The sequence below is a fragment of the Streptomyces sp. NPDC020422 genome (assembly GCF_044386705.1).
GTDB lineage: Bacteria > Actinomycetota > Actinomycetes > Streptomycetales > Streptomycetaceae > Streptomyces.
In genome coordinates this window covers 207,439-219,946 of sequence record NZ_JBIRVJ010000009.1, presented here as the reverse complement: position 1 = coordinate 219,946, position 12,508 = coordinate 207,439, and the positions used below count along the sequence as shown (strand labels likewise).

11 protein-coding genes are annotated in these 12,508 nt (G+C 74.0%); 5 read left to right on the top strand and 6 right to left on the bottom strand.

Features of this window, described 5'->3' with window-relative positions; translation table 11 throughout:
- Positions 1-33 precede the first annotated feature (33 nt).
- Both ACH414_RS25105 and ACH414_RS25100 read left to right on the top strand, forming a co-directional pair.
- A complete protein-coding gene (locus ACH414_RS25105; protein ID WP_382546118.1) occupies positions 34-657 on the top strand; it encodes a TetR/AcrR family transcriptional regulator in 624 nt (207 codons plus the stop codon).
- A gap of 148 nt (positions 658-805) precedes the next feature.
- Positions 806-2,437 carry an amidohydrolase gene (locus tag ACH414_RS25100; RefSeq protein WP_398943412.1) on the top strand — a complete coding sequence of 544 codons (1,632 nt, stop codon included), beginning with the start codon at positions 806-808 and terminating at the stop codon, positions 2,435-2,437.
- Positions 2,438-2,570: 133 nt separating this feature from the next.
- Here the strand turns inward: ACH414_RS25100 and ACH414_RS25095 are convergent, their stop codons facing one another.
- The gene (locus ACH414_RS25095; RefSeq protein ID WP_382546124.1) at positions 2,571-3,509 is read right to left on the bottom strand and encodes a LysR family transcriptional regulator; all 939 of its coding nucleotides are present in this window, start codon (positions 3,507-3,509) and stop codon (positions 2,571-2,573) included.
- 70 nt (positions 3,510-3,579) lie between these two features.
- On the opposite strand from ACH414_RS25095, the gene ACH414_RS25090 reads away from it, so the two are divergent.
- Positions 3,580-4,725, top strand: a complete 1,146-nt coding sequence (locus tag ACH414_RS25090; protein ID WP_382546126.1) for a TDT family transporter — start codon at positions 3,580-3,582, stop codon at positions 4,723-4,725.
- On the opposite strand, the gene ACH414_RS25085 is transcribed toward ACH414_RS25090, so the two are convergent.
- The 4 genes from ACH414_RS25085 to ACH414_RS25070 all read right to left on the bottom strand — a co-directional run bounded on the left by ACH414_RS25085 (position 4,664) and on the right by ACH414_RS25070 (position 9,111).
- On the bottom strand, positions 4,664-5,392 hold the full coding sequence (locus tag ACH414_RS25085) for a helical backbone metal receptor (RefSeq protein ID WP_382546604.1): 729 nt from the start codon (positions 5,390-5,392) through the stop codon (positions 4,664-4,666). The genes ACH414_RS25090 and ACH414_RS25085 overlap by 62 nt on opposite strands.
- Before the next feature lie 23 nt (positions 5,393-5,415).
- Complete coding sequence (locus tag ACH414_RS25080) at positions 5,416-5,967, bottom strand: helix-turn-helix domain-containing protein (RefSeq protein ID WP_382546129.1); 552 nt, start codon at positions 5,965-5,967, stop codon at positions 5,416-5,418.
- A gap of 170 nt (positions 5,968-6,137) precedes the next feature.
- Complete coding sequence (locus tag ACH414_RS25075; protein WP_382546132.1) at positions 6,138-7,946, bottom strand: ABC transporter permease/substrate binding protein; 1,809 nt, start codon at positions 7,944-7,946, stop codon at positions 6,138-6,140.
- Positions 7,939-9,111 (bottom strand): glycine betaine/L-proline ABC transporter ATP-binding protein, encoded by a 1,173-nt coding sequence (locus ACH414_RS25070; protein ID WP_382546135.1) that lies wholly within the window; start codon positions 9,109-9,111, stop codon positions 7,939-7,941. The genes ACH414_RS25075 and ACH414_RS25070 overlap by 8 nt, the downstream gene beginning before the upstream one ends.
- A 280-nt stretch (positions 9,112-9,391) precedes the next feature.
- On the opposite strand from ACH414_RS25070, the gene ACH414_RS25065 reads away from it, so the two are divergent.
- A complete protein-coding gene (locus ACH414_RS25065) occupies positions 9,392-10,297 on the top strand; it encodes a 5'-3' exonuclease H3TH domain-containing protein (RefSeq protein WP_398943563.1) in 906 nt (301 codons plus the stop codon).
- Positions 10,298-10,410: 113 nt separating this feature from the next.
- Positions 10,411-11,247, top strand: coding sequence for a siderophore-interacting protein (locus ACH414_RS25060; protein WP_382546138.1), 837 nt, complete (start codon positions 10,411-10,413; stop codon positions 11,245-11,247).
- 522 nt (positions 11,248-11,769) lie between these two features.
- Here ACH414_RS25060 and ACH414_RS25055 read toward each other — a convergent pair.
- Entirely contained in the window at positions 11,770-12,414 is a 645-nt protein-coding gene (locus ACH414_RS25055) for a MerR family transcriptional regulator (protein WP_398943408.1), read from the bottom strand.
- Between the last annotated feature and the right edge of the window lie 94 nt (positions 12,415-12,508).

Below are 12,508 nucleotides of genomic sequence, written 5' to 3'. Positions count from 1 at the left end.
CTTATTGGTCGCACACTCAATAGCATCACCGGTATGTCGTCAAGCGTCCAGCGCAAACGAGTTCGCAAGTCTCCCGAGGCCCGTCGGGCGGAGATCGTGGAGACCGCGGCCCGCGTGGCCCTGACCGAGGGCCTGGAGTGCGTGACCCTGCGGCGGATCGCCGAGGAGCTCTCCGTACGGCCCGGTCTGATCAGCCATTACTTCCCCTCCGCGGAGGAGCTCGTCGCCGAGGCCTTCGCCGTCGCGGCCCTGGGCGAGCTCGACTCCCTGCTGCCCGCCGACCGTCCCGACGGGACGCCCACGCAGTACCTGGCGCGCTACTTCACGCTCTCGTCGGGCGAGGCCTACGACGACATCAGCCGCCTGTGGATCAACGCGCGCCACCTCAGCCGCTACCGCCCCGTCCTGCGCGACCGCGTCGCCGAGATGGAACTGGCCTCCGACGAGCGCCTGGAGGGCCTGATCCGCGAAGGCGTCGAGCGGGGCGAGTTCCGCACGGACGACCCGCGGACGACGGCCATCCAGATCCTGGTGGTCCTCGACGGCCTCGGCGCCCACGCGAACACCGACCGCAGCAACCGCCCGGCGGCGGTGACACGACTGGCGGTGACGACGGCGGAGCGGGAGCTGGGGCTGGCGCACGGGGCGCTGGGGTGAGCGAGGGGGCGGGGCGGGGCGCGGCGCGCTGCTTCCGGCCGCCACCCGCCGCTTTCAGGCGCCGCCGCGCTCGGACATGAGCCCCTCCCTCCCCCACCCACCCGGATCCCTCCCCCACTCCCCCTCCCTCCCCTCTCAGGAGCCCCTCGTGCGTACCCGTCTCGTCCTGTCCTCCGCGCGCCTGCTCGACCCCGGCAGCGGCGCCTTCCTGCCGCAGACCGCGCTGGCCGTGTCCGATACGGGGCGGATCTGCGCGCTCGGCGACGACAGGGAGATCCGCGGGCTCGCCGACTCCGGGACCGAGGTCGTCGACCTCCAGGGCGCGGTGGTCACGGCGGGCTTCGTGGACGGACACCTGCACCCGGTCTCCGGCGCCGATCTCACGCACGGGCTCGACCTGTCGCGCTGCGCGGACGTGGCCGACGTCCGGGAGGCACTCGCCGGGGAGGTGCGGCGGCTCGGGCGCGGCGCGTGGCTGTTCGGGTGGGGCCTCGACCCCAACGTGTTCGGCGATCAGCCCGTGGGCATCGCGCCCTTCGACTCCGTGCTCGACGGGGTCCCCGCCTTCCTCCTGCTCTTCGACGCCCACTCCGCGCTCGCCAGCCGGCGGGCGCTGGAACTCGCCGGGGTGGACGGGCCGCGGGAGTTCGACCAGGCATCGGCGGAGGTCGTCTGCGACACGCACGGGCGACCGACCGGGCTGCTCCAGGAGGACGCTGCCTGCGCACTGGTGGAGCGGGTCGCGCCGCAGCCCACCCGCGCCGAGCGGCGGCAGCGGCTCGCCGCGGCGCTGCGCGCGATGGCGGCGGCCGGACTGACCGGCGGCCATGTCATGGACGCCAACGGCGACAGCCTGGCGCTGCTGGCCGAGCTCGACGAGGCCGGGGAACTGCCGCTGCGGCTGCGGGTGGCGCCGTGGTGCCAGCCGGGTACGGACGCGGCCGGGGTACGGGACCTGATCGCCCTCCAGGGGACGGGCGGTGCGCTGTGGCGCGTGGACGGCGTGAAGCTGTTCATGGACGGCACCATCGACAACGGCACGGCCTGGCTGGAGCGCCCGGACTGCCACGGCGAGTCCACGCACGCGTTCTGGCCGGAGCCGGAGGCGTACACGCGGATCATCGGCGAGCTGCACCGGGCCGGTGTGCCGACCGCGACGCACGCGATCGGCGACGCGGCGGTACGGCATGCCCTGGACGCGGTGGAGAAGGCCGCGGCCGGGGGCGGGCCCGCGGTCCGGCACCGGGTCGAGCACATCGAGACGGTGCCGGACGACACGCTGCACCGCTTCGCGGAGCTGGGGGTGGTGGCCTCGATGCAGCCGACGCACTGCTGCGACTTCACGCGGGCGGACCACACCGACAACTGGTCGCGGCGGCTCGGCGAGGAGCGCGCCTCGCGGGCGTGGCGCTGTCGCGACCTGTGGGACTCGGGCGCGACGGTCGTGCTGGGTTCGGACTGGCCGATCGCCCCGTTCCCGCCGCTCGGCGTGATGGCGGGGGCCCGGCACCGCCGCCCGAGCCGCGACCTCAGCCAGCCGCCGCACGGCCCGGAGCAGGCGCTGACGGCACTGGAGGCGCTGCGGGCGATGACGGTCAACGCGGCCTTCGCCGCGAGCGAGTCCCACGAGACGGGCCACCTCGCCCTGGGCCACCGCGCCGACCTCACGGTCCTGGCGGACGACCCCCTGACGACCCCGGCCACGGACCTGCCGGACCTGCCGGTCCTCCTGACGACGGTGGACGGCCGGGTGACGTTCCGCACGGACCGAACGGGCTGAACCGGAACGGCGAGGACCGGCCGCGGGCGCGGCCGGGGGCCTGGCCGCGGGGGCGGGCGCCAGGGACCGGGACGACGGCAGGACGGCTGCGGGCGCGGGCCCGGGCAGGGGCGTGGGGGGGATGGACGGCCCGCTACCCTCCCGGACGCGCCCGCGTCAGCGACAGCAGGTCCCGCGCCGGGCCCGTGGGCCGATGTCCCGTGGGCCACACCGCGCGCAGGTCCCGGCGGAGCGGCGCGCCCGCCACGGGGACGGCGACGAGACGTCGGGACGCGAGTTCCTCCGTGAGGGCGAGCTCGCTCAGGACGGCGGGGCCCGCGCCCGAGACGGCCGCCGCCTTGACCGCGGTCGTGGAGGCGAGCTCCAGGAGCGGCTGGGCCAGGCCGCCGTGGGTGGCGAGGGCCGCGTCGAGGACCTGGCGGGTGCCCGAGCCGCGTTCGCGCAGGACCAGCGGGGTCACAGCGAGCTCCGCCGGGTCGAGGGCGGTGCGGCGGCGGGCCCACGGGTGGGAGGGCGCGACGACGACGGCCAGCCGGTCGTGCGCGACGACCGCCCCGTCGAGCCCCTCCGGCACGGCGAGGCCCTCCACGAAGCCGAGGTCCGCCTCCCCCGAGAGCAGCCGCTCGGCGACGGCCGCGGAGTTGCCGGCCTGGAGCGAGACGGCCGTGTCGGGCCGGCCCGCGCGCAGCGCGATCAGCCACCCGGGCAGCAGGTACTCGGCGATGGTCATCGACGCGGCGACCCGCAGCCGCGAGTCCCGCCGCCCCCGCAGCGCCTGGACCCCCGCGTCGAAGGCCTCCGCCGACTCCACGATCCGCCGGGCCCAGTCCGTGACGAGCGCCCCCGCGTCGGTGAGCCGCGAGCCGCGGGGCGAGCGGTCGACGAGGGCGACGCCGAGCTGGCGCTCCATCGAGCGGATGCGGCTGCTGGCGGCGGGCTGGGTGATGCCGACCTCGCGGGCGGCCCGCCCGAGGCTGCCGTGCCGGGCGACGGCCAGGAGGAGTTCGAGCGCGCCGAGGTCGGGGACCCGGTGGGACAGGGGGTGCGGGATGTCGCTCGGCTCGCTGCTCATAAGGCCAGCTTATGGGCTCATAGTCACGATGTCCCTGGTGGGGGGCGTGCGGCGGCGAGAAGGTCGGGGCATGGCAACAATCGCTCCCTCTCGACCGGTCCCCACCGCCACCACCCCCGGCGGCCGGTGGACCTCGGTCCGTCACCTCGGCCCCAACTGGTACGCCTCGGTGATGGGCACCGCCATCGTCGGCACGGCGGGAGCGACCCTCCCGGTGGACGTCCCCGGGCTGCGGGCCGTGTGCACCGCGATCTGGGCCGTCTCGCTGACGATGCTCCTGTCCCTGCTCGCGGCCCGCTCGCTGCACTGGGTCCACCACCGCGACCAGGCCCGCGCCCATCTGCTCGACCCCGCCGTGGCCCCGTTCTACGGCTGTCTGTCGATGGCGCTGCTCGCGGTCGGCGGCGGCGCGATGGTGGTCGGCAAGGACTGGATCGGCCTGCCCGCGGCCCTCGCCCTCGACACCGTGCTGTTCACCGCCGGCACGGTGATCGGCCTGGCGGCCGCGGCGGGCATCCCGTACCTGATGGTGGCGCGCCACCGGATCGAGGGCGCGACCCCGGTCTGGCTGCTCCCCGTCGTCGCCCCCATGGTCTCCGCCGCGCTGGGCCCCCTCCTCGTACCCCATCTGCCGGCCGGGCAGGCCCAGGAGTCCTTCCTCCTCGTCTGTTACGCGATGTTCGGCATCAGCCTGCTCGCCACCCTGGTCATGCTGCCCCTGGTCTTCGGACGGCTCGTCGTCGACGGCCCCCTGCCCCTGGCGCTGACCCCCACCCTCTTCCTCGTCCTCGGACCGCTGGGCCAGTCGACGACCGCCGCGAACAAGTTCGCCGACGCCGCCCAGGGCGCCCTGCCCCCCTCGTACGCCCACGGCTTCTCCGCCTTCGCGGTGCTGTACGGCGTGCCCGTCATGGGCTTCGCGCTGCTGTGGCTGGCGTTCGCCGGTGCCCTGGTGCTGCGGGCGCGCCGCCGGGGCATGGGGTTCGCGATGACCTTCTGGGCCTTCACCTTCCCCGTCGGCACCTGTGTGACCGGAGCCGAGGGCCTGGCGCAGCACACCGGCCTGGCCCTGTTCCGCTGGCTGGCGGTCGGGCTGTACGTCCTGCTCGTCACCGCCTGGCTGGTGGCCGCATGCCACACCCTGCGCGGACTGTTCAGCGGAGCGCTGCTCGCAGCACCCGGGGCGCCTCGGCCAGTGACGGCCCGTACCAGGTGAGATGACGCCCGTCGACGAGCACGGCGACGGCCCCGGGGAACGCCTCGGGGCCGTCCTCGCGCGTGAAGCGGTACGGCTCGTCGGGCAGGACGACGAGCTCGGGCGCGGCCGCGTTGAGCTCGTCGACGGGGATGCGCGGATAGCGGTCGGGGTGCCCGGCGTAGAGGTTGCGGACGCCGAGCCGGGCGAGGAGGTCGCCGGCGAAGGTGTCGCGCCCGAGCACCATCCAGGGGCGGCGCCAGATCGGCACGACGGCGGTGCGGGGCGGCTCGTCCGGAGTGACGGCGGCCCAGGCGGCCTCGGCCGCGTCCAGCCACTGCGGCCGGGTGCGCACCCCGCAGGCGGTGAGGACCCGGTCGAGTTCGGCGAAGGCCTGGTCGAGGGTGCGGATCTCGGTGACGAGGACGTCGAGACCGGCGGCCCGCAGGGCGTCGAGGTCCTGCGCCCGGTTCTCCTCCTCGTTGGCGATGACCAGGTCGGGGCGGAGGGCGGCGACGGCGGCGGTGTCCGGGTTCTTGGTGCCGCCGACGCGTACCGCGCCGCCCAGGTCCGCGGGGTGGGTGCACCAGTCGGTGACGCCGACGAGCGCTCCGGCGGGCGCCGAGACGGCGACCGCCTCGGTCAGCGAGGGGACGAGCGAGACGACCCGCGGGCTCCGGCCGCGCACGCCTCCGCGGCCCCGATGGCTGCTCACGCCTCCGCGGCCTCGATGTGGTCGGCGACGGAGACGAAGACCAGCCGGGTGCCGGGGAGCGTGGCCCGCCAGCGGTGGCGCACCCCGCCGGAGAGGTAGAGCGTGTCGCCGCGCTCCAGGCGGTAGGCGCGGCCCTCGGCCTCGATCTCGGCGCCGCCGTCCGCGACGTACAGCAACTCGTCGTTGCGGTGCAGGAATTCGCGGCCCGCGTCCTGCTCGCCGGTGAACTCCAGGGCCTGCAGCTGGTGCCGGCCGCGGACCAGCGGCCGGACGCCCGGGGGCATCTCCCACAGCTCCTCGTCGGAGCGGACGACGTCCACGGTGCGGGCGGCCTCGGCGGCGGCGAGCAGTTCCGCCGCGGTGGTCTCCAGGGCCTCGGCGACCGCCTGGAGCGAGCGGTCGCTGGGGCGGGCCCGCTCGTTCTCGACCTGGCTGAGGAAGGGTACGGACAGGCCGCTGCGCTGGGCGACGACGGCCAGCGTGAGCTGGAGCGCCCTGCGGCGCCTCTTGACGGCCGCGCCCACGCGCAGCGACTCCTTGTCGTCCATGTCGGCCCCCTCCCTCGTGTCTCGTGCCTCATGCGTACTCGTCGGTTACCTGAACCTTACGCAGCTTTGGGCCGGGGTTTCGCGTCGTGGCGAAAAGGGGCGGCCGCCGAACACGCTCGGCGACCGCCCCTTTTCGGAACGGAGTCGTTCTCCCCTCGTGCGGGGCGGGTCTACTGCGGGGCGAGCCGCTCCGCCAGACCCGGGTTCCGGTCGAGCCAGGTGCGCACGGCCTGCTGCTCCTTGCCCTTGCCGGTCTCCTGGATGACGGCCTCCAGGCCGGTCAGCTGCGCCTCGCTGAGCTTGAAGTTCTTCAGCCAGGCACCGACCTCGGGGTTCTCGGCGGCGAAGCCCTTGCGGGCCAGGGTGTGGACGCCGTCGCCCTTGCCCCAGGCGCCCTTGGGGTCCTGGAGCTTCTTGAGGTCGTAGGTGGAGTAGGCCCAGTGCGGCGACCAGAGGGTGACCGCGATGGGCTCCTTCTTGTCGTACGCGCGCTTGAGTTCGGCCAGCATGCCGGGCGTCGAGCCGTCGACGACCTTGTACTCGCCGTCCAGGCCGTACTCCTTGAGGACCTTGTCGTTGAGGATCCCCATCATTCCGGCACTCGGCTCGATGCCGACGATCCGGCCCTTGAACTGCCCGGACTTGCCCTTGAGGTCGGCGAGCGAGTTCACGTCCTTCACGTACGAGGGGACGGTGAGCTCCAGCGAGGTGGGACCGTACCAGGAGCCGAGGTCCTCCAGCTTGTTCCGGTACTTCTCCCAGTACTGGGCGTGGGTGACGGGCAGCCAGGAGTCGGTCTGGAAGTCGATCTGGCCGCCGGCGAGACCGGTGTACAGCGCACCGGCCTCCAGCTGCCTGGTGTCGACCTCGTATCCGCGCCGCTCCAGGAGCTCCTTCCAGAGGAAGGTGGAGGCGATGCCCTCGTCCCACGGGATGTAGCCGAGGCTGATCTTCTTGCCGTGGCCGGTGTTCGCGCCCGAGGCGGAGGTGGAGGAGGCGCCGCCGGAGCCGAGGAAGCCCATGCCGCCGGCGACGAGCGCCAGGACGACGACGCCGACGAGGGCGGTGACGGGCTGCGGGCGGTGGCCCCAGACCTTCGCCCCGGCCCGGGCGGCGCTCGCGGCGCGCGCCTTGGCGGCGGCGCGGCGGCCCAGCGGGGAGACCTGGCGGCCGAGTGCGCCGGTCATCCGGTCGAGGTACATGGCGAGGATGACGATGGAGATGCCCGCCTCGAAGCCGAGGCCGATGTCGACGTTGCCGATGGCCCGGTAGACGGCGCCGCCGAGCCCGCCGCCGCCGACCATGCCGGCGATGACGACCATGGACAGGCCCAGCATGATCACCTGGTTGACGCCGGCCATGATCGTGGGCAGCGCGAGCGGCAGCTGGACCCGGAGCAGGGTGTTGCGCGGGGTGGTGCCGAAGGCCTCGGCGGCCTCGACGAGTTCGCCGTCGACCTGCCGGATGCCGAGCTCGGTCATGCGGACGCCGGGCGGCAGCGCGAAGACGATGGTGGCGATGATGCCGGGCACCACGCCGACGCCGAAGAAGATGATGCCGGGGATGAGGTAGACCATCGCCGGCATGGTCTGCATGAAGTCGAGGACCGGGCGCAGCACGGCGCTGACGGTCTTGGAGCGGGCCGCCCAGATGCCGAGCGGTACGGCGATCACGAGCGTGACGAGGGTGGCGACGAGCACCAGCGAGAGGGTCGACATGGCGTCGTCCCACAGCTCGATGGAGTCGACGAGGGCGAAGCCCGCGAAGGCGAGGACGCCCGCGGTCAGTCCGCGCAGCCACCAGGCGACGATCGCGAGGATGCCGGCGAAGAGCAGCGGCTGGGGCGCGGACAGGACGGCGTCGATGCCGTCGTAGAGGCCGGTGACGACGGTGGTGATGGCGTCGAAGAGCCAGGACAGCTGGGCCTGGAGCCAGTCGACGGTGCTGTCGACCCACTCGCCGAGGGGGAGCCTAGGCATGGGCGCTCACCTCCCGGGCGCCGGTCCGGGCAGCGGGCCGGGCGGGGGCCTTCCCGGCCGCCTGACCGGTGGGGCGGTCGGCGGCCCGGCCGCCCGTCCGACCGGGGGCCTCGTCGGCCGGCTGGCCGGTGAGGCTTCCCATGGCGGCCAGGAGCCGGTCCTTCGGTACGACGCCGAGGACGGTGCCGTCGGCGTCCTCGACGGCCACGGGGTGCGGGGCCAGCGCGGAGACGGCGCAGAGCTCGGCGAGGAGGGTGTCGGGGGCCACCGAACGGCAGGAGCAGTCGGGCGGGCAGTCGCCCGGGGCGACGGCGCCGTCGGTCATGACGGCGGCGGCGGTGAGCACCCGGGTGCGGTCGACGTCCTGGATGAAGGAGGCGACGTAGTCGTCGGCGGGGCGGACCAGGATGTCCTCGGCGCTGCCGAGCTGGACGATCCGGCCGTCGCGCATGACGGCGATGCGGTCGCCGAGGCGCATGGCCTCGTTGAGGTCGTGGGTGATGAAGACGATGGTCTTCTTCAGCTTCTGCTGGAGCACCAGCAGCTGGTCCTGCATGTCGCGGCGGATCAGCGGGTCGAGCGCGCTGAACGACTCGTCCATGAGGAGCAGGTCGGCGTCGGTGGCCAGCGCGCGGGCGAGGCCCACACGCTGCTGCATGCCGCCGGAGAGCTCGTCGGGCCAGGAGGACTCCCAGCCGGCCAGGCCGCACAGTTCGAGCGCTTCCGCGGCGCGCTTCTCGCGCTCGGCGCGCGGGACGCCCTGGACCTCGAGGCCGTAGGCGGCGTTCTCGAGGACGCTGCGGTGCGGGAAGAGCGCGAAGTGCTGGAAGACCATGCTGATCTTCCGGGAGCGGACGGCCCGCAGCTCGCGGGGAGCCAGCGCGGTGAGGTCCGTGCCGTCGTAGAGGACCCGGCCCGCGGTGGGTTCCAGCAGGCCGTTCAGCATGCGCAGGAGGGTGGACTTGCCCGAGCCCGACAGACCCATGACGACGAAGATCTGACCGGGTTCGACGGTGAAGGACGCGTCGATGACCGCGGCGGTTGTTCCGTCGGCGCGCAGCGCGTCGCGGTCGGCGGAGCCGTCCGCCGCGGCGAGCTTCCGGACGGCTTCGTCGGGTCGTCTGCCGAACACCTTGAACAGGTGGTCGGCCTGGAGCCTGGACACATATACCTCACGGGTAGCAACGAAAAACGGCCCGCCACCCCCGCAGCAGCCGGGCCGTGGAGCGGGGCGGGTTCTGTCCGCTCGGCCCGGTGCGCACGGCATTCGTCGAATGCCGTGCCGGGTCCGCTCCGGGCACGCGCCTGCCCCGGCGGTTCCCGGGCAAACGCAAAGGTGACCCGTGTCACTTGAGGGGTGCGTCCGCGGGGCCGCGTCGGCCGGGTGCTGCGCGGGGGGCGTTGTCGGTGGGGTGCGGCATGATCGGGGTGTGACGCGACGCCTGATGCTCCTCGACACCGCCAGCCTCTACTTCCGCGCGTACTTCGGCGTGCCGGACTCGGTCCGCGCGCCCGACGGGACGCCGGTCAACGCCGTCCGCGGGCTGCTCGACTTCATCACCCGGCTCGTCCAGGACCACCACCCGGACGACCTGGTGGCCTGCTGGGACGCGGACTGGCGGCCGCAGTGGCGGGTCGACCTCATCCCCTCGTACAAGGCGCACCGGGTGGCGGAGCTGACGGCGTCGGGGCCGGACGAGGAGGAGATCCCGGACACGCTGTCGCCGCAGGTGCCGGTGATCGAGGAGGTGCTCGCGGCACTGGGCATCGCCCGGGTCGGGGCCGAGGGCTTCGAGGCCGACGACGTGATCGGCACGCTGGCCGCGCGGGCCGCGGGGCCGGTGGACATCGTGACGGGCGACCGGGACCTGTTCCAGCTGGTGGACGACGCACGCGGGATCCGGGTGCTCTACCCCCGCAAGGGCGTCGGCGAGTGCGATCTGGTCGACGAGGAGCTGATCCGCACGAAGTACGGGGTGCGGGCGGACCAGTACGCGGACTTCGCGGCACTGCGCGGGGACACCAGCGACGGACTGCCGGGCGTGAAGGGCATCGGCGAGAAGACGGCCGCGCAGCTGATCACGGAGTACGGGGACCTGGCGGGCGTCCGGGCGGCGGCGGCCGACCGGGCCTCGCGGCTGACGCCGGCGAAGCGGCGGGGCATCGTGGAGGCCGCGGAGTACCTGGACGTGGCGCCGAAGGTGGTCATGGTGGCGCGGGACGTGCCGCTGCCGGAGTTCTCCGCGGTCCTGCCGTCCGAGCCCCGGGACCCGGCGGCGCTGGAGGCGCTGGTGAAGCGCTGGGGTCTCGGCGGGGCGGTCGGCCGCCTGCTGCCGGTGCTGAAGCGCTGAGCGAGGCGCCCGTCGCGGCCGGTTCGGGGCCCTGGGCCCGGAGCACCCCGGGATGCTAACTTAGGCTAACTTAGGCAAACCTAAGTTTTTGGACCGGGAACGGGGAGACCGACGTGGCAGAACAGCCCGCACGCAAGGCGCCGAGGGCCTACGAGGCCCAGGTGGTGCGCACGGAGCGGGTCACCCCGCACATGGTGCGTCTGGTCCTCGGCGGCCCCGGACTCGAATCCTTCGAGATCGGCGAGTACACCGACCACTATGTGAAGCTGCTGTTCGCGCCGGAGGGCGTGAGCTATCCCGAGCCGTTCGACATGGAGCGGATCCGGGCGGAGTTCCCGCGCGAGCAGTGGCCGACGACGCGGACCTACACGGTCCGCGCATGGGATCCGGTGCACCACGAGCTGACCGTCGACTTCGTGGTCCACGGCGACGAGGGCCTGGCGGGCCCCTGGGCGGCGGGCGCGCAGCCGGGCGACACGGCGCGCTTCCTGGGCCCGGGCGGCGGCTACGCCCCGGACACGGCCGCCGACTGGCACCTGCTCGTCGGCGACGAGAGCGCGCTGCCGGCCGTGGCGGTCGCCCTGGAGCGGCTGCCCGAGGGTTCGGTGGTGCACGCCTTCCTGGAGGTCGCGGACGGCTCGGAGGAGCAGAAGTTCGCGACCGCGGCGGGCGTCGAGGTCACCTGGCTCCACCGCGGCTCCCGCCCCGTGGGCGAGGCACTCCTGGAGGCCGTCCGCACCCTCGACTTCCCGTCCGGCGACGTCCACGCCTTCGTCCACGGCGAGGCCGGCTTCGTCAAGGACCTCCGCCGCCACCTGCGCCTGGACCGCGCCGTCCCGCGCGAGCGCCTGTCGATCTCGGGCTACTGGCGCCTGGGCAAGACGGACGAGGCCTGGCGCGCGATCAAGCGCGAGTGGAACGACCAGGTGGAGCGCGAACAGGAGAACTGACGCGCGCCGCGGATCGGCGCGCATCGCGAACCGGCGCGCGTCGCGATCCGACCCGCATCACGGATCGACACGGATCACGGTCGGCGCGCGTCGCCAACCGGCGCGCGTCGCAGACCGACCCGCATCACGGACTGACCCGCATCGCGGATCGGCGCGCATCGCGGATCGGCGCGCGTCGCGGATCGGCGCGCATCGCGAACCGGCGCGCGTAGCGGACCGACCCGGCATCGCAGACCGACCCGCATCACGGACCGGCGCGCATCGCGAACCGGCGCGCGTCGCAGACCGACCCGCATCACGGACTGACCCGCATCGCGGATCGGCGCGCATCGCGGATCGGCGCGCGTCGCGAACCGGCGCGTGTAGCGGACCGACCCGCATCACAGACCGGCGCGCATCGCGAACCGGCGCGCGTCGCAGACCGACCGGCATCGCGGTCCGGCGCGCCCGGACCGAGGCGCTCGGGGCGCACGCGCCACGAAGGGGCGGGGGCCGGCGGCTCCCGCCCCTTCGGCGTGGGCGTCAGGCCCCCTCCTGCCTCCCCGCGCCGAACACCCGGACCGAGGCGTCCACATGGGCAAGGCGGCGCAGGGCCGCGAACATGGCGTCGCCCAGGACCGTACCGACGACGACGCTCTCGACGAGTTCCTGGCGGTCCACGTTGCGGGCGACGAAGTCGACGTCCACGCGGGCCACCCGCTCCGCCGCGTCGGCGTACGCGTCGAGGACCTCGGCGAAGGAGCCGTGCCCGACGCTCTCCAGGGCGGCGAGGGCGACGGCGAGGGCCTCGGCGGCGGGGGCCTTGGGGTCGGACGCCCAGCCGCGACGGGCGATCAGGTCCGCCACCGCCTCACGGGCGGCGCCGAGGTCGTCGCCCCGCTCCCCCTCGTAACACGGCACCACCCGGTCCGCCGCGGCGCCGAGCACCTTGTGCACGGACCGCTCGGGGTCGTCGATCGCCGCGATCACCTCACGGATGCCCGCGACGGACAGGCCGCCCACCTCCAGCAGCGCGCGGATCAGTCGGAGCCGCTGGACGTGCGTCTCCTCGTACGAGGCCTGGTTCGGGCTGGTGAGCCGCCCGGCCGGCAGCAGCCCCTCCCGTACGTAGTACTTGATCGTCGGCACCGGCACACCGGCCCTGCGACTCAACTCTCCAATGCGCACCGCGTGTTCATCCTTCCGGTCATGCTCCGGCCTTGCCATCGACCCCCCAATCATAGATAGTGACGCTATCGGATAGCAGAAAGCGCCACTATCC